The sequence below is a fragment of the Lysinibacillus sp. NPDC097279 genome (genome assembly GCF_044761745.1).
GTDB lineage: Bacteria > Bacillota > Bacilli > Bacillales_A > Planococcaceae > Lysinibacillus.
In genome coordinates this window covers 116,269-142,301 of sequence record NZ_JBIWDA010000004.1, presented here as the reverse complement: position 1 = coordinate 142,301, position 26,033 = coordinate 116,269, and the positions used below count along the sequence as shown (strand labels likewise).

At 32.8% G+C, this 26,033-nt stretch carries 19 protein-coding genes and 3 pseudogenes; 15 read left to right on the top strand and 7 right to left on the bottom strand.

Annotated features, from left to right (window positions below):
- The first annotated feature begins 650 nt into the window (after positions 1-650).
- The 4 genes from ACIQ1H_RS16645 to ACIQ1H_RS16630 all read left to right on the top strand — a co-directional run bounded on the left by ACIQ1H_RS16645 (position 651) and on the right by ACIQ1H_RS16630 (position 4,255).
- Positions 651-1,493 (top strand): MerR family transcriptional regulator, encoded by an 843-nt coding sequence (locus tag ACIQ1H_RS16645; protein WP_402890201.1) that lies wholly within the window; start codon positions 651-653, stop codon positions 1,491-1,493.
- 239 nt (positions 1,494-1,732) lie between these two features.
- Positions 1,733-2,704: an NAD(P)H-dependent flavin oxidoreductase gene (locus ACIQ1H_RS16640; RefSeq protein WP_402890199.1), complete on the top strand. Its 972-nt coding sequence runs from the start codon at positions 1,733-1,735 to the stop codon at positions 2,702-2,704.
- A 59-nt stretch (positions 2,705-2,763) separates the two neighbouring features.
- The gene (locus ACIQ1H_RS16635) at positions 2,764-3,333 is read left to right on the top strand and encodes a flavin reductase family protein (protein ID WP_402890197.1); all 570 of its coding nucleotides are present in this window, start codon (positions 2,764-2,766) and stop codon (positions 3,331-3,333) included.
- Positions 3,334-3,355: 22 nt separating this feature from the next.
- The gene (locus ACIQ1H_RS16630; protein WP_402890196.1) at positions 3,356-4,255 is read left to right on the top strand and encodes an arginase family protein; all 900 of its coding nucleotides are present in this window, start codon (positions 3,356-3,358) and stop codon (positions 4,253-4,255) included.
- 152 nt (positions 4,256-4,407) lie between these two features.
- Here the strand turns inward: ACIQ1H_RS16630 and namA are convergent, their stop codons facing one another.
- Positions 4,408-5,445: an NADPH dehydrogenase NamA gene (gene namA / locus ACIQ1H_RS16625; RefSeq protein ID WP_402890195.1), complete on the bottom strand. Its 1,038-nt coding sequence runs from the start codon at positions 5,443-5,445 to the stop codon at positions 4,408-4,410.
- A 484-nt stretch (positions 5,446-5,929) separates the two neighbouring features.
- Between namA and ACIQ1H_RS16620 the strand changes: the two genes are divergently transcribed.
- Positions 5,930-6,817 (top strand): hypothetical protein, encoded by an 888-nt coding sequence (locus ACIQ1H_RS16620; RefSeq protein ID WP_402890194.1) that lies wholly within the window; start codon positions 5,930-5,932, stop codon positions 6,815-6,817.
- 269 nt (positions 6,818-7,086) lie between these two features.
- Here the strand turns inward: ACIQ1H_RS16620 and ACIQ1H_RS16615 are convergent.
- From ACIQ1H_RS16615 to ACIQ1H_RS16600, 3 genes and pseudogenes are all read right to left on the bottom strand, one after another.
- A pseudogene (locus ACIQ1H_RS16615) lies at positions 7,087-7,953 on the bottom strand (IS3 family transposase); the annotation flags it as partial.
- Positions 7,914-8,474 (bottom strand): helix-turn-helix domain-containing protein, encoded by a 561-nt coding sequence (locus ACIQ1H_RS16610; RefSeq protein ID WP_402890193.1) that lies wholly within the window; start codon positions 8,472-8,474, stop codon positions 7,914-7,916. The pseudogene ACIQ1H_RS16615 and the gene ACIQ1H_RS16610, both read right to left, overlap by 40 nt.
- A gap of 1,105 nt (positions 8,475-9,579) precedes the next feature.
- A complete protein-coding gene (locus tag ACIQ1H_RS16600) occupies positions 9,580-9,873 on the bottom strand; it encodes a hypothetical protein (protein ID WP_402890189.1) in 294 nt (97 codons plus the stop codon).
- Between the two features lie 44 nt (positions 9,874-9,917).
- Here ACIQ1H_RS16600 and ACIQ1H_RS16595 point away from each other — a divergent pair, with 44 nt between their 5' ends.
- From ACIQ1H_RS16595 to xerA, 7 genes are all read left to right on the top strand, one after another.
- Positions 9,918-10,136, top strand: coding sequence for a hypothetical protein (locus ACIQ1H_RS16595; protein WP_402890187.1), 219 nt, complete (start codon positions 9,918-9,920; stop codon positions 10,134-10,136).
- A 168-nt stretch (positions 10,137-10,304) separates the two neighbouring features.
- Positions 10,305-10,457: a hypothetical protein gene (locus ACIQ1H_RS16590; protein WP_402890186.1), complete on the top strand. Its 153-nt coding sequence runs from the start codon at positions 10,305-10,307 to the stop codon at positions 10,455-10,457.
- A 629-nt stretch (positions 10,458-11,086) separates the two neighbouring features.
- Positions 11,087-15,985 carry a DNRLRE domain-containing protein gene (locus ACIQ1H_RS16585; protein ID WP_402890184.1) on the top strand — a complete coding sequence of 1,633 codons (4,899 nt, stop codon included), beginning with the start codon at positions 11,087-11,089 and terminating at the stop codon, positions 15,983-15,985.
- 14 nt (positions 15,986-15,999) lie between these two features.
- The gene (locus tag ACIQ1H_RS16580) at positions 16,000-16,485 is read left to right on the top strand and encodes a hypothetical protein (RefSeq protein ID WP_402890182.1); all 486 of its coding nucleotides are present in this window, start codon (positions 16,000-16,002) and stop codon (positions 16,483-16,485) included.
- Positions 16,486-16,657: 172 nt separating this feature from the next.
- Positions 16,658-17,551 carry a Shedu immune nuclease family protein gene (locus tag ACIQ1H_RS16575; protein WP_402890180.1) on the top strand — a complete coding sequence of 298 codons (894 nt, stop codon included), beginning with the start codon at positions 16,658-16,660 and terminating at the stop codon, positions 17,549-17,551.
- Between the two features lie 550 nt (positions 17,552-18,101).
- The gene (locus ACIQ1H_RS16570) at positions 18,102-18,695 is read left to right on the top strand and encodes a hypothetical protein (protein ID WP_402890178.1); all 594 of its coding nucleotides are present in this window, start codon (positions 18,102-18,104) and stop codon (positions 18,693-18,695) included.
- 292 nt (positions 18,696-18,987) lie between these two features.
- Positions 18,988-19,830 (top strand): site-specific tyrosine recombinase/integron integrase, encoded by an 843-nt coding sequence (xerA, locus tag ACIQ1H_RS16565; RefSeq protein ID WP_402890176.1) that lies wholly within the window; start codon positions 18,988-18,990, stop codon positions 19,828-19,830.
- A 232-nt stretch (positions 19,831-20,062) separates the two neighbouring features.
- Here xerA and ACIQ1H_RS16560 read toward each other — a convergent pair whose 3' ends face one another.
- Both ACIQ1H_RS16560 and ACIQ1H_RS16555 read right to left on the bottom strand, forming a co-directional pair.
- Entirely contained in the window at positions 20,063-21,109 is a 1,047-nt protein-coding gene (locus tag ACIQ1H_RS16560) for a HAMP domain-containing sensor histidine kinase (protein ID WP_402890174.1), read from the bottom strand.
- Positions 21,106-21,330, bottom strand: a pseudogene (locus ACIQ1H_RS16555) (winged helix-turn-helix domain-containing protein); the annotation flags it as partial. The gene ACIQ1H_RS16560 and the pseudogene ACIQ1H_RS16555, both read right to left, overlap by 4 nt.
- A 69-nt stretch (positions 21,331-21,399) precedes the next feature.
- On the opposite strand from ACIQ1H_RS16555, the pseudogene ACIQ1H_RS16550 reads away from it, so the two are divergent.
- A pseudogene (locus tag ACIQ1H_RS16550) lies at positions 21,400-21,693 on the top strand (integrase); the annotation flags it as partial.
- A 1,428-nt stretch (positions 21,694-23,121) separates the two neighbouring features.
- Here ACIQ1H_RS16550 and ACIQ1H_RS16545 read toward each other — a convergent pair.
- On the bottom strand, positions 23,122-23,493 hold the full coding sequence (locus tag ACIQ1H_RS16545; RefSeq protein WP_402890173.1) for a hypothetical protein: 372 nt from the start codon (positions 23,491-23,493) through the stop codon (positions 23,122-23,124).
- Positions 23,494-23,732: 239 nt separating this feature from the next.
- Between ACIQ1H_RS16545 and ACIQ1H_RS16540 the strand changes: the two genes are divergently transcribed.
- Together ACIQ1H_RS16540 and ACIQ1H_RS16535 are read left to right on the top strand one after the other, a co-directional pair.
- Positions 23,733-25,415: a methyl-accepting chemotaxis protein gene (locus ACIQ1H_RS16540; protein ID WP_402890171.1), complete on the top strand. Its 1,683-nt coding sequence runs from the start codon at positions 23,733-23,735 to the stop codon at positions 25,413-25,415.
- A gap of 206 nt (positions 25,416-25,621) precedes the next feature.
- A complete protein-coding gene (locus tag ACIQ1H_RS16535) occupies positions 25,622-25,918 on the top strand; it encodes a hypothetical protein (RefSeq protein WP_402890169.1) in 297 nt (98 codons plus the stop codon).
- The last annotated feature ends 115 nt before the right edge of the window (positions 25,919-26,033 follow it).

The window sequence follows — 26,033 nt, the reverse complement described above, 5'->3', positions numbered from 1 at the left end:
CCAGTTAATAGTAATTCTATTAAAGGGGACAATTCTTAAGAGGAATTGTCCCTTTTTCAATAATAGGGAGGGGTTGTTGAGCAACACCGCTAGGAAATGATCAAATTTTATTTCAAAGCAACAAGAGTATTTCGACATACAGCGTACTTCGAGCGACTCTGGCTCTAGCGGGGGGAATTAAGGAGGATTTGTAGAAATGTTTTTAGCACTAATAAATTGCAGTAATACTTAACAACCAAGGATCTTTGTTGTTAAAAAATCACCCATCAAAACAATTAAGATGGGAATTTGGTACAATCATTCTTCTTATCGCTACTGTAATTCTGAATTTAGTATACGAATTAAAATAACCAGTATCATTCTTTACTATCATTTAGCTCCTTTGTCTAATACCACTTGTATTGCTAGTCAGACTTCAATATAAACGTATGAAGGAGGGGGAATGATGTTTCTATATTATGTATCGTATATCCCTTCAGAACAAATCCGCGATGTATGCCCTGACTTTACCCCTATAAGAGCATTTAGCAGGTTAATTCATTAAAGTTCATATTTTTGACATTCTTATTACTAGGACATTATATTTACTTTAGAACTGTATGAATTTGTAATGTGTTTGAATATTTATATAAAAGGAAGGTAGCTATAAGATGAATGACCAGTTTTCAATAGGTGAAACTGCCAGATTAAATAATGTTACAATACAGACTTTAAGATATTACGATAAATTAGGGATTTTTAAACCATATTATGTTGACCCAAATAATGGGTATAGATATTATCATATTAAGCAATTCTTCTATTTAGATATAATCAAATATCTTAAGAGTATACATGTTCCGTTAGAAGAAATAAAACACATCATATTAAATACTCCGCAAGATATGAGACAGTTTCTTGAAGATCAGGAGCATGTAATTGAAATAGAGTTTAAAAAACTCGAATTTGCAAGAGCTTTATTACAAAAGAGAAAAGAGCAATTAAATGAGCAACTGGAGATATGTAGTCAAAATAAAGGGGAAATTTATAGAAGGAATATTAATCAAGAAAAGATTATTAAAGTATCGACACCATGTCTTAATCCTAGTAGTGAACCGGGATTAGATGCCCGTAAATTAGCCCTTGTGTTAGAAGATAAAGGTTATTTAATTGATAATCAGTATGGATATATTTTTGACTTAGATTCTTATCAAAATTCAGCAATTAAATATAATTATATGTTTACAACCGGTTCCAATGAATATTCTTTTGAACTAGAATATCCTTTAGAATTAGATATGATTTCATCTGGGGAATATATTTGTGTTGCATTTGATTGGTCGTATAAAGAAAAAAATTATTGCTATTACTATAATCTTCTTTATCGTCATATAAAGGACAATGGTATTAATACAGATAATATTGTATATGAGGTATCATTACCAACTAACTATAGCTCTTTAAAAGAAGAGACTTTCCTTACAGAATTAAGAGTTAAAATTTTAGATGTCTAATGAAGGAGACCTTTTAAATTCTTTTATTGAAAGATAATAAATTATAAAATTTGTCACAACCACAATCTTCAGATTGTGGTATTTTTGTATGCTTTTTAGAGATTTTTTTTTATGAATTTGAGTTAATTCAAAATTAGTGTCTATTTTATCGATATGATTTTCTTATCTATAATCATTGACCCTATTCTTAGAATAGAGTTTATGCTGTGTCATGTAATAAAAAAATTGAGGTGGTATAAATGGAAATACAACTTAGTAACCGAGTTCAAGAAGTATTGGGAATTCAATATCCCATTGTACAAGCAGCAATGAATTGGATTACAGATGCAAATTTTGTTGCTTCTGTTTCAAATGCAGGAGGAATGGGTGTCATTGGTCCAAATGCAGGCCCAGTTGAAGATACAGATCTATCTTCTACGGGGAAGTTACGTAATGAAATTCGCAAAATAAAAGACTTAACAGACAAACCATTTGCTTTAAACACTTTTTTTCCACCAGATGGGGATGTAGAAACAGAGAACTATTCATTGAAATTATTAAATGTAGCATTTGAGGAAGGTGTTAAATACTTTGTTGCTGTAGGTAGTATTAATAAGAGATTAATTAAAGCTATTAAAAATCAGGGGGCAATTTTGATTGTTCGTGAGCTAACACCAACAGTCGAGGGAGCTAAGTTAGCAGAATCTCTAGGAGCAGATATACTAATAGCAACAGGCTATGATGAAGGTGGTTGGATTCCTCAAAAGGCAATTGGTACATTTTCAATTGTATCAACCATTGTAGATGCTGTTAATATTCCAGTGTTAGCAACTGGTGGTATTAATGATATTAGAGCCGTGCGTGCAGCGTTTGCACTAGGTGCTGAGGGAGTATATGTAGGTACACGCTTTATTGTATCAGAGGAATGTCCTGCTGCTGATGAAACGAAACAAGACATTATTAAATCTACTGGTACTGATTTGATTTTAGTATCCAATACTCAGCGCTCAACACCTAACCATTTCGCTAAAACGTTAGAAAAAATGCGACAGAATGGTTCAACAAGCGATGAAATTGATTCATTGATTGCTCAAAGTGGTGGTTTACTTCCAGGCATGAGAAAAGGGAATAGTCATGAAGGTATTGTAAGTGTTAATACAGCAATCGATAGGATAAAAGAAATTAAAAGCGTTCAACAAATAGTTGATGAATTAATGAAGGATTTTAAGTGAAGATGTAACGCATCTTTGTGTCGATTCTTCCTTATGGATCTTCGAAAGGAGAATTTTTCTTGAGAAAACCAGTAGATAGACCTGTATGGTATGCCTATCCTGGAATGGTGGCTGTTGTAACTACACAACATAATGGTGAAAAAAACGTCATGGCCTCTGGGTGGCATACTTATATTGGCTCTTCTCCAAGTATGTATGGAATATCTTTACGAAAAGAAACACATACGTATAAACTTATTGAAAAAAGTGGAGTCTTTGCAATTAACTTCTTACCTGGACATTGCTCTGAATTAATACAGGCTGTAGGAACTCGAAGTGGTGTTGATATAGATAAGTTTAAAGAGTTTAATATTTCCTATGAACAAGGAATTAAAGCAGATGTTCCAATTTTGACTGAAGCGTATTTTGCTTATGAATGTAGAGTTCATAGCATAGCCACGTTAGCTGATCATGAGTGGATAGCAGGCGAAGTACTTCAAAGGTATATCGATCAAGATTTGTTTTTAGAAAATGGTTTACCTAACTTAGATAAATTAGATATTCCTCTTTATATAGGGAGATCTAATTATCGAATTTTGAACAGTGATGCTGAAGAGCATCATCATGCTTTTTATCATAAGACTGATTAAATTGAAAGGGAGGAAAAATAAAATGACTAATAGGAACAAGAAGAACCTTCGATTATTATTTCCACAGTGGCAGGGAGGTATGAACCGCCCATACGTACTTGGAGCAAAATTATTAAACTATCTTGCACCAAAAGAACATGGACAATTTGAAGAAGTGTCTTTAGATGAAAATAACTTAGATAAAGAGAATGGAATTAACGCAAAACAAGCAATTTTAAATCAGGCAAAAGAAGCTAGAAAATTAATTGAAAAGCATAATCCAGATTCCTTAGTAGTACTAGGAGGGGATTGTAGTGTTGATTTAGCGCCGTTTGCTTATTTAAATGAAAAATATAATGGAGATATAGCCGTATTATGGGTAGATGCTCATCCAGATGTTTCTTTACCAAGTAATTTTGAAAATCATCATGCGCAGGTATTAGCTAATCTATTAGGAGTTGGTGATGATGATTTTGTAAAGGAGGTCCCAAAGCCATTAAAACCTGAACAAGTTCTATTTTTAGGATTGAGTAGTATGTTAGAGGAACTAAAGACGGACCCAATACATGAAATGAAATTACAATCAATTTCGCCAAGTGATTTGGATAGTTCTAAGGTTTTAGCATGGTTAGAAGAACGCCGACCATCTGCTGTTATGATTCACTTTGATTTAGATGTACTAGATATGATGGAATTTCGCTCAATTCTTCAAGCTAATCCAAGTAAATTTGAGGATTTGAAAGGGAAAATCCCTAAAGGTTTAAGCATGGAAACAATAATTGAAGTGCTTCAAGATGTTGGAATGAAATATAATGTTGTAGGATTGGGTATTACAGAACATTTTCCATGGGATGCTTTGTATCTTAATAATATGTTAAATCGTCTTCCGTTAATTGGAGATGTTAATAATAAAAATAAGCTAGAGTATAATTTTCCTTTTTAGTAGATTTAATATTGAAAATTTTTTTACATGTATACAATGAATATAATAAACTTAACGGCTTGAACCCTATGAAATTTAGGAGTCAAGCCGTTAAATAGTGCCTGTAAAAGATATTAATTATAAAAGTAAAAAATCACTTATAACCATTTCGTTCAATTATTTATAGTGAACCAAGTTGCTCCGTAGTTTATCTGATATTGATCTGGTGCTTTAATAATAGTATTTAGTTCAATCGCTGCATTCCGTGTCCAATATGGGTTCCGAAGTAATTCGCGTCCAATAAAGATAAGATCAGCTCTTTCGTTTTTCAATATTTCCTCTGCTTGTATACCAGTAGTGATTAATCCAACTGCTCCAGTAGCAATATTGGCTCTTTTTCGGATTTGTTCCGATGCTGGTATTTGGTAACCGGGGTATGTGTCTATTGGCACAGAAACAACACCACCTGAGCTACAATCAATTAAGTCAACTCCAAGATTTTTCATTTTTTTTGCATAAACAACATGTGTCTCGATTGTATTTCCTTTTACGTGGTATTCATCAGCTGATATTCTTACAAATAAAGGCCCCTGCCAAACAGATTTAATTGCTTTGATAACTTCTTCCAGGAATAGAAAACGATTATCAATATTTCCTCCATACTCATCTGTTCTAAAATTGGTTATTGGAGATAGAAATTGATTAATTAAGTAACCATGTGCAGCATGGATTTCAATTACATCAAAACCTACATCTTTTGCACGGCTTGCTGCTTTTTTATATTGATTTACTACAAATTTAATATCTTCCTTGGTCATTTCCCTTGGTTTATTACCTCGATACTCAATAGCGGATGGTGCAATAGCTGTATCGTATTGTTGAGATTTTCCTCCTGTATGTCCTAGCTGTATTCCTATTTTTGATCCGTTTTCATGAACAATATCTACAATCTCTTTTAGCCCTTGCTTGTGATTATCACTCCAAATCCCTAATTCTCTGCTATCTGAGTGACCTTCAGGAGAAACAGACGTTGCCTCCATTATAATTAATCCCACCTGTCCGACAGCTCGGCTTCCGTAGTGAATTAAATGCCATTTAGATGCTATTCCATCTTTAGTAAAACTGGAGTTAGTTCCCATGGGGGCCATTACTATTCTATTTTTAAAAGTAACATCTTTCATTGTATAAGGTGAAAATAGTTTAGTATTCATATTTAATTTCTCCTTGTATTGAGTTTTTTTAAGAAGCCTTCCTTAAAAAAATAATAAACTCTATTCTAACAATAGGGTCAAGGATACTCATTATTCTCATTCTTTAGTTTTTATGGGGAAAAGGATATGTTAGTAAGTGAATGTAATCGAACAAATAAAATTATATTCAAAGAAAAAAAATAACGAATTTCACTGTGCAGACAATCTTGAAAAATAAGAAAGTGCTTATATAGATGAATTTGGAAGATGTATAATGATATATCTATAAGCCTTAGAATTATTTTGCGGAAACATTTTATTCCACAAAGGGGCGCGATTCTGTAATAAGGATCGGTGCTCGTTCGCATTAAAGGGCCAGATTATGGAGTGACTTTATTAATTGTTTCGTTAAGATTGTGAAGAAGTGTACTTATGCCAACATGGCAGTTTAGTTGAATCGAAAATGTTATAATATTATTAAAATTCAAGAAATGGAGTTTGGAAAATGAAGAGTATTAAAAGATTGATTCAAGTCATCTTAGCAAGTACATCAATCCTAATTCTTAGTGGATGTTTCTCTAAAGAGGATCTGAATCAACCAATACAAGAATATTTAGAAACAAACTATGGAATACAAGGTGAATTTTCTGTTATTAAGACAAGTAATAATTGGTTTGAAGGGATTGACCATCAAACTTATATAGAAATGAAAAAGCCATATCGTGCTTATCCGTACCTAATGATTGATAGAGATACTTTGAAGATTTTAGAAAAAGAAAGTCATGATGATATTTACCTTTTACAATTCAAGGGTGCATATATTGAGCAACATCCAAAGGTAATTCAAGTAGTTGAACAGATAATAACAAAATATGGTTTAGTGAAATACCCTAATGAATATGCACCAGAAAGAAATGCCCCAGTTTCAATATTTCCCTACGACAATATTGAGATAGGTGTAGCTAATTATCAAGAGCTACTTGACGATTTTAAAACGACACAAAAGATAGATACTGCTAAACTTTTACCTACACTGATACCAAGTGACCCAAAAAATAATATTCCTGATGATGAGCATGGCAGGTTTGCAACGAAACCAGGAGTGGTGAATTTTTATTTTAAATTTGACATAAATGAAAATAAACACCCTATTCCAAACGCCAAAGAATTAATTGAGGACTTCCAAAAAAGTGAAGTATTAGCAAAGGGTATATACAGTATCTATATGCTCGTAGATGACTCAAAACATTTTGGGGGATGGGGACAAAATAGTGTAGTTTTGTTTGAAGTTGACGAAAATGGGGAATATACAATAATCGCCACTCCTGAATATGGTGATCTTTGGGACACTTACTTTTATGGTGATTACGCAACAAAAAAAAATATAGAATAGAATTTTATGGTGAATTACTTAATTGGAATTGACTAAAAATACACATGGTGCTACCCCTATTAGTAATATTTTGTAATTAGGATTAGCGCTTGTTTTCATTAAAGGGGAAGATTAATTTAATATAAAACTGAGTATGAAAACTGCGCTTATATTCGTTATGGAGAACTGTATGTAATTAAATGTCGAGTCTATATGGTACCAAGATTTAATATTCGTTATTCAACAATCGGGCGCGATTGGGTAGTGACCCCTTAAAGTTAGAGTTTTTATTAAGCAGCTAATTGGCTGGCGTGTTTTCGGTACTTTACCGGACTCATGCCGGCCAGTTTTTGTTTAATACGAACATTATTATAATAATTGATATACTCTCTTATTTTCTTTTGTAATGCTTCAAAAGAGATTAATTGTTCTCCATAATACATTTCCTGTTTTAGTAAGCTAAAGAAGTTCTCCATGGCCGCATTGTCTGCGCATGTTGCTTTACGAGACATGCTTTGGAAAATCTTGTTCTGCCTTAATGTTTTCACCCACGTATTATGTTGATAGTGCCATCCTTGATCGGAATGAATGGTTGTCCGATATTTAGCACACTTTTGAATAATGGGAAGTGCTTGTTTCAGTGAATCTAACACAAAATCTAGGTTCGGACGTTTTGACATACTAAACCCAATAATCTCACCATTATATAAATCCATGATCGGACATAAATATAATTTTTCATCATCTACACATTTAAATTCGGATACATCAGTCACCAATTTTTGAAGGGCACGTGACGTTCTGAATCTACGATTTAAAAGGTTTTTAGCGACTTTCCCAACTGTTCCTTTGTATGATTTATAGCGTGATTTACGTACGAATTTTACACATTTCAACCCTAGGTTTTTCATAATTCGTTGTCCCTTTTTATGATTAATTGTATGTCCTTGCACTCTTAATTCCGCATGAATTCGGCGGTAGCCATATCGCCCCTTATGTTGTTCAAAAGTCTCTAAAATCAAGGCTTTCCACTCTAAATCCAGATCTTTTTGCCTCATCAGTTTGATATGATAATGATACGTTGCTTCAGGAATATTCACTTGTTTTAAAATATCTTTTAATCGAAATCCTTCTTGTTTAAGTTCGAATGCGATGGCAGCTTGTGCTTTTCGAGGAAGGCATCTGGATTCTCCCGAAAAGCCTTCAACTTTTTTAAATAAGCTACCTCTAAACGAAGCAGTTCATTTTCGCGTTCTAGCTGCTCCTCACGTGACATTGTTTTTTCTTGGTTATTCACTCTTGATTTTTGTTTCTTAGACATGGATGGGCGCCCCTTTGGTTTTCTTTGCAGGCCCTCTATCCCTTCTTTTAAAAACCGATGATACCAACTAGCAACTAAAGTTGGATCATTCAAGTTAAAATGAATCGCAGTATCTTGATGGGAAGCACCTGTTCGTTTCATATAGCTTAATACATCTAATTTAAATTGAACAGAATAAAACTGCTTCGTTTTCTTAACAGATAGACCACTACATCCAAACTCTTTATAAGCACGTACCCATTTCCTTAACGGTGTAGCACCGACACCATATTTTTTCGCTATCGCTCTATATCCTAGTGAACCACTTAAATATTCTTGAACCAACATCAATTTAAATTCTTCATTATATTTAGTCATAAAAAATCACCCCAAAAGTTAGTTTTTTACTCTAACTTTTGGGGTGCAGTACCTTCTTTAATAAGAAAATCGCATTTTCTGTTATAAGGCCATATTGTTGAATAAGATTTTAAGGAATGTTACTGAACAACGCTTTGATAATAATTAAATAAGGTATTTTGAACAAGTATACCTTATTTAATTATTATTGATTACTACATAATTTTCTCATATTGTGCAGTAATTCACTTACCTAATTATTATGTGTGTATAACACACACTTCTTTGGTTGTGGCTTTAGTTGACCGTCAGAGCCTCCTATTTTTTAAACAACATTATTGCGCCTAATCTCATTGCTTTTTAATACATAGAATAATGTGTACGGCAAATTGCTGTAGAGAAATCACTCCTAGCTAATCCTTTAATTAAGCTCATCCCATTGACTCCTTAATAGGTATTAGTTACATTTTGATCACTTTCTTAATTGGAGTGATCCTTTTTATTTTTTAATTTTTAATGTTTAAAATTCATTAAAATCGGAAATAATAAATGTGGCACGCCACACACCATTTTTGAAGCTATAACGACCTCGCGGTTATAGCTTTTTTATTTCTTTTTTAAAAGGCAATGAACTATATAAACATAGTTATCTAACATATAATTAGTAGTGTTAAGCTATTTTATTAGTTTGACATCTCCTGGTTTGTTGGTTTAGGGTCACTCTGGTCCAGTGGCTCTTTTAATAGTTTCTTTCCTCAAGCAATGCGATTACTTTTACATTTTGGGCACGTTGCGTATTTCTCTTGTAGTTCAATTAATTGATTAAAGTAATTCAAGACACCCATGTAAAAGTGTGTGTCTTTTCTGTTATAGGGCCATTTAATTGAATAAAATACAAAAATTAAATTTGACGTGGTGATTGTGAAGAAAAGTACTTAAACTAACGGGGCAGTTTAGTTCAATAAGAGGAGGGAAGTTTTTATGTTGTAGTTGACACAGAAGAGAAGCAGGGAGAATTTAATTTGTTCTGCAAACGTGCAAACATTATCGACTAAACAAAAGCCACCTCATTACACTTTTTAATGAGATGGCTAATTTTTAAATTTAATTGATATATTCTAAAGAATTATTGAGATTGAATAATATGGTCATTAACAAATGCTTTTATGAAAAATAATTCATTATGATTAGGACCCCTTTTATTCTCTACCTTAAAGTACTCTATAGCATTTTTTAGTGAGGTGGATTTTACAACTCGACTTGCTGTTGTTAACTCTTCCCAATATATATTCATTTCATTTGAATCGCAAATTGATTCATGACCAAGTAGGAACATTTCAGCATCATATTTTTGAATGTCTTTAATCAGGCAATAACAATGATTGCTTGTAGTGAAATAATGAATTTGTGGTTGTACCATATGCACAATCACCTAAAAAAATAACTTTTTCTTCAGGAATATAAATGATTGTAGAGTCATGGGGAAGAATTTCATTTGATGGGTTAGAAGAAATTCCAGAAGAAAATATACAAGCGCATCTTTTCCCTAAACACGGATTTTTGAATGAATTATTTAATAGGATGCAATGGGAAATAATAATAAAATCATCTGAAATGCACGTAACAGTGATCATAGATGCACATAACGGTGACTTTATCGGTATATTTGGCGCACATAGCTAAGTATGGACTATACATATTTTTATAAATAAACGTTGCCAAATAAAAGTTAGGGAATACCAAATACCCCCCCATTGAAATTTAATGAGGGGGTATTTTGGCTGTTAATGATCAGTATGTCCCCAAACCAAGTTTTAGTTATGGTAAATTTTAGTTAGGGAGGGATTGTTTTTGAAAAATGATAAGAAAGCTCTTTATTTTCATATGATTTTGGTCACAATTGGAACCATACTCGTTGCTTTAGGTACAATAGGGTATCTTGTTAAGGTAAATGAACTTAAGGGATACATAATGGTGTTTTTTGGATTTTTATTAATAAGATAAATATGGGCTACCCATAGCCAACTAGTGAACACTTATAAACCTTTAAATATAGAGGTTTCTGAAAGTGTTTTTTGTTTGCTTTCAAAAGAAAAATATACAGGAAAGGCTGTGTAAAGCCATGGATATTACATCGATCAATGATGGGAAATTCGCTGTAATTAAAACAAGTAAGAGTTTTATATTAGTAATTGATGAAGAAATTTTTGATCCATTTGTAAATACAAAACGGAATGTGAAAAGGATTTATCAAATTTTGAAAAATCCCCAAATTAAAGAGCCGAATTTCAAATAGGATAATTTAAACCGCCCATAGTGGCAGGTTTTTTATTTTGATTTGCTGATGTAGTTTTATAAAAGGCTATGTTCTAAAAGTATGTTGCTATTGCATTAAAAAAGAAGACCTTTTAGGACCTCTTTGGTTTAATTTTTTGCTAACGCTTCCGTTAACGACAAAAGGAAACTTTTACATAAACAGAAATATCCCATATAAGGTAATGTGACTATAATTAATACAAAAAATTAAAACTATATATTACCATTTTATTATTAAGTATTCATTGGTACAATAAATTCTTGATATTTATGGATAGAATATCAAAAATATATAATTTTTTAGGAGAGAAATGTAAGTGAAGGAATTTTGGAAAAAGTGGTTGAGTTGTAGCGTTGTACTTGCGCTCTTTATAGCGTATATTCCATTTGGAAACATTACGCTACACGCAGAAGCAAAAAACAACAAGGAAGAAAATAAACATGAACAAAAAAAGCCAACTGAATTAGTTGAGTTGCGAACGGAGAATGCAAAAACGTTCGATAATATGGATGGGACGTATACCGCAGAGATTGCACAAGAACCTATTCACTTTCAAAATGAACAAGGTAAATGGGAAGACATCGATAATGATTTAGTTGAAACGAAGAATGGACAAACAGTGAAGAATAAGGCGAATGACTTCTCTATAGAGATTGATAAAGCTACGAGTTCTTCACAACAAAACATCACGATTACTGATGAAACGAGTAAAATCGATTTTGGCCTAGTTTCAGCCCAACATAAGAAGTCAAATATAACAGAACCAGTTCGAAATACAGAAGGTCTTGTACAAGACAATACAATAAAATATCCGAATATTTTAGAGGATACTGATGTCATTTACACAATAGGTTCTGATCGTGTAAAAGAAGATATTGTTTATCGTGAAAAGCCTACGGGTGGTTTTCCGCAGAAGCTTACTTATAAAGTAAATGTGGATGGGTTAACAGTCGAACAAGTTAACCAAACCATTTATTTAAAGGATGCCACTACCAATGCTCCTTTATATTTAATTGAAGCACCGTACATGTATGATAGCTATAAACCTGAAGGATACCAAAGTGTTGATGAAATACAATCAGTTCCTGAAGAAGCAAAATCTTATTTATTAACATTAAGTTATGAAGTAATTGGACAAGATTTATTTGTTTACTTAGCACCAGATGCTACTTGGTTAAATAGTGAGGACCGTGTATACCCAATAACGATTGATCCTGCGATTGTGCGCCTACAAACTTCAGCAAACATGGAAGATACGACAATTCGTAGCGCTGCACCTACACAAACTGGGGGAAATGACTTTGAACTCGGCGTAGGGACTGCAGTAGGGGGCAATACGGTTAGGAGCTTATTAAAATTTGATTTAAGTGCTGTACCTTCAAGTACAACAATCGTATCTGCTGATCTAAATCTATGGTTTTCATCGACAAATAATAATTCACCTATTGCCATTAATTTGCACAATGTAACAAGCACATGGGAAGAAAATCAAGCTTCTTGGAACTATGCCAAAACAACTCCATACACAACATGGAAAACTGCAGGTGGAGATTTCTCAAGTAATAAACTTGGTACGGTAAAGGATATTGGCACACCACCAACATCTATAGCAGACGCAATGGTTAACTGGAAGGTTCCACTTAATGTTGTACAAGGATGGATTAATAATCCGTCTACAAACTATGGCTTGCTATTAAAGGGTGATAATGAAGCCTCACAAATATATAAAAAGTTTGCTAGTAGCGAACAATCAACTTTAAATAAATACAAACCTCAACTAGTAGTTACGTATAAAACGACTGCAAGATTAGGTTTAGAGGATTACTGGGATTATGATTCAAGACCATTAGTGAATGGTACAAATTATGTAAACTTAACAACAAATAATAATATCTTACAGTATGAAGATATGTATATTTTAGGGCGTGCTGACGCTAGCTTAACATTTACTAGAACTTACAATAATAAAGACTATGAAAAATCAGCTTTTGGCTATGGCTGGAGTTTTACTGGTGATGAGAAAATTTTCATTAATACAGGAAGTCAAGGTAATCAACTACAGTATAAAGATGCCGATGGTACAATTCATGTTTTCACTTATGATACACCAACAAACCAGTATAAAGGTGATTACGGTAATTACGACAAAATAAAGAAAAATACAGAAGATACATTTACTCTTTACGATTTATACGGCAACCAAACAATTTTTAAAGTTCGTGAGTCCACAACTGATACAGATGTAAAAGTTGCTTATATTACGACTCAAATAGATCGTAACAATAATAAAATCAATTATTCTTATGATACTAGTAATAAATTGACAGAGATTGCAACGGATTTAGGTAAGGATGTTTTAAATAAAAAACTTCAGTTTGGTTATGATAAAGATGGCTTAATTAGCACAATGACTTATGGTGACCAACAAATTACGTACCGCTATACAACAGATGGCTATTTACAATATGTAGATGTGTTGAAAGAACGTAAGGACAACAAAACAACAATTACAACAACACAATTTATATATACGAATAAATTTCTGACAACAATTGTAGATGCTAATAATAAACGAACTCAATTTGAATATAATGGTGCAGATTTAAAATATGTGTACGAACCAACTGAAGATACTGTAAATCAACCGAAAACAGAATATTCATTGGATCGAGCAACGGGCGTTGCAACAATTACAGATCCTGAACAAGGTGTTACTAAATATTTCGTAAATAATAACTATGTTGTTGAAAAAATCATTTCTCCAGCTGGGGAGGAGAGAACGTATAAACTCGATCAAAACTACAATATTTTGCAAGAAGTAGAGATTATTGATGGAGTGTCTAAAGTTTTGCAGACGAATGAATACGATGTTAACGGTAATCTATTAAATTCAACGGATGCGGAAAACAATAAGCAATCGTATAAATATACCGAATTCCAAAATGTGGAAACTTATACAGATTCGGAAAATAAGGTAAGTAAGTATTCGTATGATAAAGGGAATTTAATAAAATCAGAAATCCCTTCTACTTCAGGTATTGCTACGACTAATTATAAATATGATAATTATGGTGATATAGAATGGATGGAATCATCTGATGGGGTTAGGGAAACCTATGCAACAAATTATAGTGATTCCAAAAAAGTAATTACCCATACGGATGCGTTTAACAACACGACAGCTACTGTACAGGATTTGTCTGGAAATGTTTTATCAACTAAAGACGGCAAGCAAAATGAAACAAAGTACCAATATAATTTAAAAAATGAACTAGAAACCGTCATCGATGCAAATCAGCAGAAAACTGCCTACGAATATGATGGAAATGGTAATTTAAATAAGATAACTAATGCAAAAGGGTTTATCACTAAATTTGAATTTAATGGGAAAAATCAAATTACGAAAGAAATAAAACCTAATGAAAACGCAACTTCTTATCAATATGATGAGAATGGAGAGTTAATATTACTTCAAACAGCTAATAAAAATCGTATTGAATATAAAATTGACCAAGAAGCTCCTAGCTCAACAGTAGTTGTTAATGGAAAAGTAGTGTGGCGTTATACAAAGGATGGGGACGATCAGTTAATTTATGGAGAAAACGAATCTACTCTAAAACGGATTAGCTACTATAATAATGGATTGTTAAAATCAATTGATAAAGGGGATATTGACGGTGATATTAGCTACGAATATTTAGGTAATGAATATTTATCGAAACTATCATTCCCAGGGTTTAAACGATATAATACATTAGAATATGAACCAGACGATGCTTATAATACTAAGCAGATAAAGTTAAACGAAAATCCACTTGCAACATTTACTTATGACGATGTGACTGGACAATTAAAAGATACTAATTTCACAAACGGTAGCAAATTATCAAAAATCTATCAATCAGGCCGTTTACAAGAAGAGACATTATCGCTAGATAGTTTACCTAAGTGGAATAAGTTCACATATGAGTATGATGCAAACAACAATATTAAAAGCATTACTAATAAAGTAAATTACAGTTATGACGCTTTGAATCAGTTAACGCAAGAAGCATATATTGATGGTCCACAAATGGACTATACGTATGACCAGGTTGGTAATCGTCTTACAAAAAGCGTGAAAAATGCAGGGAAAACTGAATCAACTACCTATAAGTATAATAAAGCGAATCAATTATCGTTTGTAAACAATCAGGAATACTTGTACGATCTAGATGGAAATTTAACAAGTGATGGAACGTTTACGTATGAATGGAATGCATTTGATCAACTAACGAAAGTAAAAAGTAATGATGGTACTATCATTGCGGAATATGGCTATGATGAAAAAGGAAGAAGAATCTATAGTAAAGATAGTAATGGACCTATATACTACGCTTATGATGGAGATAGCAACCGCGTTCTCTATGAAAAGGATAAAACCTCTTACGCAGTAAAAAGTTACGTTTACGATGACAATGGGGACCCACTAACAATGATTTACGAAGGCGTACCTTATCATTACCTTACAAACTATCGTGGTGATGTACTAGGGCTGACAGATGAAAGTGGCAAGCTTGTAGCATCTTACACATATGACGCATGGGGTAACATTTTAACGCAAAGTGGTACAGATAAACATATTGATTCTATCAACCCATATCGTTATGCAGGATATCGTTATGATGAAGATACAAAGCACTACTATTTAATGGCACGTTATTATAATCCGGACACAGGTGTATTCATATCTTTAGACCCTGTCCGTGGGGATATAACAAATCCACTATCTCTAAATGGCTATAATTATGCAAATAATAATCCAGTGATGAATGTAGATCCTGACGGGGATATACCAAGCTTTAAGAATTTAGTAGTGGTGGCATCTCTTATTGGGTATATCGAAACATATCTTGCTTTCTTTTCTAAGCAATTGATAAAATCAGCAGTAAAGAAATTAACTCCTTTAATTACTGATTATGTAATTAAATACGGAAAAAATTTGAGAGTTACAGGACCATATAGAAGTAAAAAAAACCCCGATGATAATTTTACATTAGCAACCCTATTTTATAAAAATAAGGCGTTAATAAGGGTTGATATGAAACTTTTACACACCAAATGGGGTGGTTACTCAGGTTACGTACACTATCATATCGAACCAAAATGGGAGGTTCATCATGATTTATTCACTATAGAATTTGGTAAAAATAAACCCAAGCTACCTTGGAAATAAACGGAGTGAAAAAATTGAAATTACGCTATCATATTTATTTGTTAGAGGAATATTCCACTGTTGACATAATAAAAATTCAAGAGTTTATTGAAGAATATCTAAAGATGAATTCCGTAGAGGATGTATCAAATCAGATTTCTGAAGGTAAAATCATTTACTATGCACATTTAGAGACAAAGATTTTTGAAGAGTTAGCATCAAAAGTTTTGAATCAATTTGACTATGAACTATCTGAATATACGATATTTATACACAATCATTGCCATATTGATAGATATAATGATAATAATCATATAATTCATTCAGTAACAGCCTACCAAATAAGTGAAACTGTTTGGGAATTTTATTACGAAGATGGTATTTTAGATGTACCGAAAAATACCGGCACTGTTGAGGGGCAAACTTGTTATTTGTATAAATTGGAAATAGAATCTTCTAAGGATAACCTAACAAATACCCTGGAAAAATCTTTTGATGATTGGCTTAATACATTAGCTTGAAGTTCAACCTTTGCAACATACTTTTGTTAAAACTTTATTTCAAACCAACAGAAACCGCCCATAGTGGCGGTTTTTTTGTTTTGCTAAGGTAATTTTATAAAATGCTATATAGGATTCCCAGTAATTAGTATATAATTCTAAATAAAATACGATTGAAAGTAGTGATAAGTTTATGACATTTAGAGATGGCTCTGTATTAAAAAAGGCATATGAACTTGTATATGATGCGCCTAAAGCAATCGAATGGGATGCCTATGAAAAAAAAGTAATGGATGAGTATAAAATATTATTAAAAGAAAATGCAGACGATGAAAGAAAGTTCCAAGAATTTTTCGAAAGAAATCCTTCGCTTTTACCAGGCGCTTTCGGAATATTTGGTAATTCAGGTCATGCGCCGTATAACAATGCTCTGATTACACAGCCATTGTTACAAGGTTTGACAACTAAAATTCCTGATTTTTTATGGTTGGCCACTGATAGTTTGAATATATATCCAATTTTTATCGAAATCGAGAAACCTAATAAGAAATGGTTTAGAAAAAATGGTCAACCAACAGCAGAGTTTACCCAAGCTCAAAGTCAACTTAGCGAATGGAAGCAATGGTACGATAACCCTATACATCAAAGTTTATTTTTTCAGTACTACGATATAGATCGAGAAATAAATAATGGAAGAGTAGTAAAACCACAATACGTTTTAATTTATGGTTCATCCATAAATGAATTTGAAGGGAAACCTGAACTAAATCGAAAAAGAGCGCATCTACCTAGAGAAAATGAAGTGTATATGACTTTTGATAGATTAACTCCTGAGTTTAAAGCTCGTAATACTATTACTTGTCAAGTTAAGGATAGAAATTATTTAGCTAAATATGTTGCACCAACATTTGAATTGGGTCCACTATATGCCAAACAATTAAATAGAATTTCTAAAAAAGTGGAAGCAATTAATAATTCGCTAATAGACGAAGAGCGAAAGGGTTTTTTAGTTTCAAGAATTGGATATTGGGAAAAATTAGGTAGTGAACAACCCTCTGGGTCAATGAACACTGGCGATTGGGAATAAAGTGTTCCTTATTCCTAGACATACAAAAACGATAACAGAATAGTAGCCGCCCATAGTGGCGGTTTTTTTATTTTGATTTGCTAATGTAGTTTTTTAAAAAAGACATATAAGAAAAAAAAGCCCCCTCCGAAAAGGGGGGGTGTCTTTATTCGGCGGGGATGTTGCATTCCGCAGTGCTCATGCTCACCTTTAATTCCAGAACACCTATTGAGAAACACGGTGATTTATCCTTCGAGATTGTAAAGCAATACGCAAAGACAACTAAAGTGACTATAACTAGCAATGGAATTCCTTTCAAAGATTTTTTCAATATGTACCTCCTACCCCTACCCGCTTCCCACAAGACCTGTTATAACGGAGGCTCTTAGAAGGTTCCACTGCATATAATCATAATTTCATAGAACATGGGTTTTGTAAATACAAAATATATCAATAATTTCCAAGCGTTTAGACCTTTTTTAATTTAGTTGTAACTAGACTTTGGGAAATTACGGTATAATAAAGCTCTTAATTAGAACTTTGGAAAATATAAAATATAAGAGGTGATTTGATGGAATATAATAACGAATCATTTATTTCATTATGGTATACTAAGGATAATTTTTTAGATTTAAACCTTCGTTTGAATTCAGATGATAATTGGGATACAGCTATAGAAATTTTTCAAGATAGAATTCAAGGTAGATATTTTAATGTAATAGATGAATTAATTCAAAGAGAAGAGTTAATGAGAGATGGTTTTATAATAATGGCTCTGAATTGTTTATTAATAGAAACGCTTCTTCAGTTTAAAAATGGTTGGGATGAGACAGAGGGTGGAAATAAAAGAAGTTATTCTGATTTTCTAGTTAGCGAATTTCCCCAAATCTTTAATTTAAGCTTGGCAGGTAAGTTTTATACAGATATAAGATGTGGAATACTTCATTCTGCACAAACTAAAGGGAAAAGTAAATTAACTTTTAATAAAAATTATGTAGTAAAACTAATGAATTATCAAAATAAAGGGTATATCAAAGTTGATGTAAAAAATTTCACATTGGAAATTAGAGATTATTATAATAGATACTTAAAAATGATTGAAAATAATATAGATGATACAAGAGAGAATTTCTGGAAGAAAATGATGTACATTTGTTTAAAATAGAACTTCTAATTATTGTTGGATAAAGTTTTATTAACAATTATTCAGACTAGGTAGACTCGGTTTCAATGATATTAAAATTTCACTTAGACTAACTAAAAAAAACTGAAATCTTCCACAATCGGGCGCTTTCCTTGAAATAGGGGAAGGCCCCCTTTTCTATTTACTGGTTAAAAATACTTCGGAAATTATCAATATATTAGCTTATTGAATAATCACTGTATGAAACAGCCTCTCTCTGAACATAATAGAATATAGAATACTAGATTTAACTTAATAGGAGAGTGAAAGATAAATGTTATTATCCGAAGCGTGGAAAAAATACCAACAAGATAAAAAAATAGAGGGGTATTCAACACTTACATTAAAAACATATTGTTTTCAATACAATCTTTTATTGCGATTTTTTGGTGATATTGATATGAACAGATTTAGTACAGAAAAATTAAAAGAGTACTTAATACAGTCAGGAGAACACTTAAAGCCATCCAGTTTAGGGCATAGGATTCGTTGTGTTAAATCACTATTTAGATGGTCACATGAAGAGGGATATATTCTAAAAAATCCTGCTGCTAAATTGAAAGAGCCGAAATTAGGTAAAAGAATTCCTAAGTTTCTCTCAGAATTAGAGATTGAACATCTAAGGGAAGCTTGCCAAACAACGATGGAAAATGCGCTATTTGAGTTTATGTATTCAACCGGCTGCCGTATTGGAGAGGTAGTAAATTTAAATCGTGATGATATTGTTTTTCGAACAAATTCCGTCATTGTACAAGGCAAAGGTGATAAAGAAAGAGAAGTTTACTTTAATACTCGCTGTTCCATTTGGTTAAAGAGGTATTTAGATGAACGGGAGGATGAAGATCCTTGTTTGTTTATTACAGACAGGAAGCCCAAAAGGCGTATGAGCATTGATAATTTAAGATATATTATTAAGCGCGTATCAAATCGGGCTGGAATAAAAAAGAGTATACATCCGCATCAATTACGACACAGCTATGCAACGCATATGATTAATAACGGTGCGCCAATAGATGTCATCCAAAGTTTACTTGGGCATGAAAAGAGTGAGACTACAAAGATATATGCTCAGCTAAGCGGGAAACTAAGACAGGATTATTATAGTAAATACTTTTAAAATTAAACTTTTATTGAATTAAGACACGCATGTAAAAATGCGTTTCTTTCTGTTATAGGACCAGTTTACGAAGGATGAAAATAATATTTACTATTTTGAAAAACTCTGTTTACTAACGATTTTTACAATAATTACTTCCGTATATTCTGCCATGACAATTGCCTCTTTTGCATACGCTTTTATTTCCACTGTTGCATTTTCCATGAGTTCTCCGTTTTAGAATGGAAATGTGTTATCCTATTTTTGAATAAAACAACACAGTAAATAGACTGCCGTTTTCCAGCTCACTTTGTACCATAATCTCACCACCGCAAAGGTCAACTATCCGTTTAACCAATGGCAGTCCTAGTCCATTACCGGTTCTGGCATGAGAGGTGTCTCCCTGAAAAAACTTATCGAAAATACGGGCTTTCGTTGCCTCATCCATCCCCACCCCTTTATCTTGAATCGTAAATTGTATTTCATTGCCCTCTTTCGTAAGAGTAATGTTGATGGAACTGCCCGGATGTGAAAATTTTATCGCATTATCTAACAGGTTGATCCAAATTTGCTGAGTGAATTCTTGGTTTCCGACAAAGGTCACTTTTTCTAAATCGATATTTACATCCAAATCTTTGCCTGACCATTTCGGTTCCATCAAAATAATCGTTCTTCGAATTTGTTCATCCAGACTGAATGGTGCTTCATCAACAACAATATCCATATGCTCATATTTAGCCAACATCAGAACATTAGAAGAGAGCGCCGCTAAACGCTCTGATTCCGTTACGATAATAGCCAAATATTCTTGTCTTTCTTCCTCGGTCAAATTATTCTCTTGAAGAAGCTTCACGAAACCGCGTATCGACATAATCGGCGTTTTGAATTCATGAGAAAAATTGTTGATAAAATCACTTCTCAACGTTTCAATGCTAGCTAATTCCTGCGTCATTTTATTGAAGCTTTCCGACAGCTCCTCCAATTCTCCGATTCCCTTAATATCCACCTTCACACTAAAGTCGCCGGCTGCAACGCGATGTGTCGAATCAATTACTTTACGGATAGGGTCCAATGCTTTTTTGCTCAAGAAAGCAGTGATGGAAGTTCCTGTAACAACACAGATGAAAAATAAACCGACCAGCGGATTTTCATCATTCACTTCTTGATTTTGGGGTTCAGAAAAATCACTAAACAGGAAACCAATTATGATAATTGTCAAAAATGTCGCGACCAAGACACCGAATACAAACAGTACCAATGTGATGGCAAGACTCAATCGCTTTTTGAAAAATTGTATCATGCCCTCAGTACCGCCTTATAACCAAGTCCCCTGACCGTCACAATTTCAAACTCCGGCCAATCACGGAATCGGTTCCGCAAACGATTAATATGGACGTTCAATGTGTGATCATCGGTTTCAGATTCAAGACCCCATATTTCATCTATCAGTTGCATTCGGGTAAAAATCACGTTCGGATACGAGAGTAATTTAAATAGCAACAAAAACTCTTTTTGTGGCAACAGACAAAAAATCTATCATTGAACATAATAGAATTTAAATAGATTTATAGGTAGGGGAGTGAAAGACACATGTTATTATCCGAAGCATGGAAAAGTATCAACAGGATAAAAAAATCGAGGGATATTCATCGCTTACATTAAAAACATATTGTTTTCAATACAATCTATTATTACGATTTTTTGGTGATATTGATATGAATGAATTTAATACAGATAACTTAAAGCCTTCCAGTTTAGGACATAGGATTCGTTGTGTTAAATCAGTATTTAGATGGTCACACTCTGAAAAATCCTGCAGCTAAATTAAAAGGGCCGAAATTAGGTAAAAGGATTCCTAAATTTCTCTCAGAATTAGAGAAGGAAGTAAACTTGTTTTTTAGAACTATATTATGAAGAAGATGTGGCCGCTTTATTTATTAATAACTTTAAAAATCTGGGATAATGCTTGTATAAAGAACAGGAAAAAAATATCAATATTACATAGTCCAGCTACAACAAAAAACATTAAAGGTATTTCCGTGGGATTTCTCGGCTATTATATTACAAATAACACACCAATAAGAATTAAATACCATATAAGAGGTTATGGGTCTGACAATGGGTTTGGTATAAGAATTAAGGAGTTTAAAAACGGTTCTTTTGTTAAAGAGATACTTCCGCTATTAAAAAAGTTTTCTTAATAATTTAAGGAAATAAATACGTATATAAACAAATGGAAACTGAAAAAAAGTGGAACAAAAGCAATCGTTTATTATGATTACTTGAGAGCCACTTTTTTATTTTAGATAGGTCGGTCTTTATAAGTACTTAGGACTGGGCAAGTCTAAAGACCTTTGGGAAGAAATCTGTTATATAAAATATTTATTTAAATTTGGTTAATATTAGGTTCGCTCGGGTTTTGAGGATATACTTTATCTGCTATATAAACTATTAATACTTCCATACCAAAACCTACAATAAGTGAAAGAACAAATCCAAAGGTAGTGAAATTAAGTACGCCAGGTATAATTAAAGCTATAGACATTAATGAAATAGGCATCAATGACAATGTTTTACCATACCGATATTGTTAGAAGTCTCTTGATGAACATTTTTTGATTTCACCGTTAATGGTCCAGGTTGATTTTTTATTTAGTAATGAATATAACCCTATTATATACAAGAGATAAAACACAGAGTATAAACCACTAAAATTAATTGTCTCAGTTAGCGTTGCAATTATTATAGAGATACTTGTAATAGTAATTACTTTAAAGAGAAAATCTGATATTAATTCTTTTATAGATGGATTTTTAAATGTATACAATTGTAATCCGAATGCTAAAAACATTAAGCAAGAAATTTAAAGGCATGTGTTTCTACAAAGTTTTGTTCACCATGACTAATGGAGATGAAAACGCCAATAGCAATAGTGAATATTGCATCAACAACTTTCACAAAGCTAGATTTGTGTCCTTTTAATTGAATTGATAATTTGAAATAAAAATGGATTAAAATCATCTCCCTTCTAGAGTCTTTTAGTTGAGAGATGATTTTTGTTTTTCAAAATGCATGCTTCTTAATCTTAAAGTAAGGTTTTACGAGGTTTTTTTGTTCAAACATGAATTTTAAAGCTACACCATTTTCTCAAAAAAAGATAATGGATGTATTTTTATATAGAAATTAAAAGTTTGATTATAAAGTTTGATTATATATAATCAAACTCAATACCTCTAAATATAAGGCCTCTTTATATTTTATTATACTATTTACCCTATATTACGTTACTGTTCATCGGTTCTTTCTTGTTTTTTAAATGCTTTGGATTAACTCACTATATTTAAGTGAAAGCAGGTTAAGGGAGTAGTTTTTAATTTTATCGGTTGCAATGATGCCTGTTAGAATACACTCAATCATGTCTTTGTATTGGTAAATCAAGTGTATTTCATTCATAAAAGGTGTATCGATAGTAATGCCATCTTGAATAGTTTTTAACACTACTTTTTGTTCCTCATATACATAAACTAGTTCGTATTTTGAATTGTAAATTAATGTAGTGATTTCTGAGAAAATTTTCTTATCGTTTAATACCTCTAAAATGACATCAACCGATTTTACACCTTCTATAGTTTGCAAATGTGAAAAGGTTTCACGTAGTTTTTTTTCTAAAAAATCAGTACTCATTGAAAATCTCCTTCTTTTTTAAAATTTTATATCCATTTTTATAAGCTAATTATTAATTTTGTGATTATAGTATCAGATGACAGTAGTAATAATTATTAAAATACTTACTGTTTTTTGAATTAATCGGGATAGTTTCATTTTAAATAAATTTTTAATGGTAGTAAATACTGTATAGATAAAAATTCAAATATAGTCTATAATGACTAATTATAACCATTTTATTGAAAAAGAGGTCTAGTATGTCTATCACAAAGAAATTAGTTTTAGGTTTTATGACAATGATGTTGATAACACTTGTATCTAGTTCAAGTATTTATTTACAAATTGTCGATATCGGTAAGCATTATAATAGTACTTTAGCAGTCGGTCTCCCACAGCTCTATGCGACGGGGGATCTCAATAAATACATAGCTTTGGAAGGGTCACAAGTACAAACGTATCTTTTAGGAGATGAGGAGTCGTTAAATCATGTGCGTGAAACACAAGCGATAGTAGATGAAACGATGAAATTACTGAAGGAACAATTCGATTCAGAGGAAGCGAAACAAACGTTAAGTAATGCAAGTGAAAAAGTGGATACGTTTGAAAATGAACTTGAAAAGGTCATCGCATTAAATCAAAATGAAGACGTTTTTGCAGCTGCTGCTTATTACACGAAAAGTGTTATTCCTATTCGTGGGGAAGCAATAGATGCATCTGATGAGTTAAAAGATTTAATTGAAGCCAATTTCGATCAAGCTCAGCAAGAAGCAAATCAAAATGCAAAAGAATCATTCTTTATCGCTATTAGCATTATTTTAGTGTCGATTTTAGTAGGGAGTGGCATTGCTTATATATTGAATAGAAAGATTGCAATACCCTTACGTCAATTACAGCAAGGAGTAAAGACAATTGCAGCTGGGGATTTAACCGCTGATGATATTCAACTTCGCTCTAAGGATGAATTAGGTCAACTTGCGGTAGATTTTAATTCTATGAAAGATATTTTGAGAAGACTTTTAAATCAGTTTGCAGAAAGTGCTAGTCAATTAAGTGCATCTGCTGAACAATTAAGTGCTTCAACGGAAGAAGTGACGGCATCTTCTGTTGATATCGCAAATCAAGCAGAAGCCGCATCTGAAAACACGTTGACGACTGCAAAATCAGCGCGGGAAAATGCTGTCGCAATGGATGAAACAGCTAGTGCTGTACAACATATTGCACAATCTTCACATGTCCTACGAACTTCCGCTTCTGAGACAACGGATGTTGCAAGTCAAGGTGTCACAAACATTCAGTCGGCAAGTGACCAAATGACAACAATTTATGATGCAACGAAAGTAACGACTGAACTTATTCAACGGTTAAGTAAACAAACCGAAGATATCGAGCATATTTCAAAAGTTATAACAGGCATTACAGAACAAACGAATCTGCTGGCATTAAATGCTGCAATTGAGGCAGCACGTGCAGGGGAGGCTGGGAAAGGGTTTGCTGTAGTAGCTGATGAAGTAAGAAAATTAGCAGAGGAATCGAATAAATCTGCAGGACAAATTGTCACACTTACGAATGAAATACAAAAGGATACGAAAAATGTGGAACAGGCAATGCGTGACAGCTTGCATACAGTAGAAACAGGTGTCGAAATAATCGAAAATGCTGGGACTTCTTTCAATGATATTGTACAAGCAGTTGATCATATGAGAACACAGATTGAAAATATTTCTGCTGTGACAGAGGAAATTTCCGCAAGTACTGAACAAGTTTCTGCTTCAGTGACACAAATTGCTGCTTTATCAGAAACGACAGCTGAACAGGCAGAAGGCTCACAAGCAGCTTCACAACAACAGCTTTCAACGTTACAAGAAATAAGCGCAGTCGCAAATGATTTAAGCAATCAAGCAATGGACTTACAAACAATTGTTAGTCACTTTAAAATCTAAATTACAACAACAAAAAAGGACGAACAGCTTAAAGTGCTATCCGTCATTTTGTTTCTTACCTAAGCCTAATGTAGTCATTTCATTTTCTTTTTCATAATTAACTCCTCTTATATTTTAAGGAAATTATTGCAGAAAGTTTTTTTGGTTAAATAAAAATAGTAAAATAAAAAAAAGAAATTTTACAGCATTTTATGGAGGTGCAAAGTATGAATTATGTTACGGTTGAAATAATTGATACTGTGGGGTTAAATCCAAGAGAAAGAAAAATGTTGCAAAATACGGTGTTAAATTTTGTTGCTATGAGTAATGCGTTAATTTTGAAAGAGGATGTAGTAATCAATCCTTTGGAACAGGACAACGAAAATATTGGCGTTGTCTTAGTTTATGCAAAACCATTAAATGATGAACAAAGTGGGGCCATCACGCAAGCTTTGTCCAAACGATTCATCACGTATTTTAAAATGAGTGAGTTAGATTTGGAAGCTCTTATTAAAGTTCATTGATGATGGCATAGTGAATAGAGAATATGAATTAAACCTCGAATAGGAACGCTTCACCAAAGCGGGACGTTTGGGGTTTTTTTGTAAGCACGCATTTATCTACAATCAAAAACGCCCA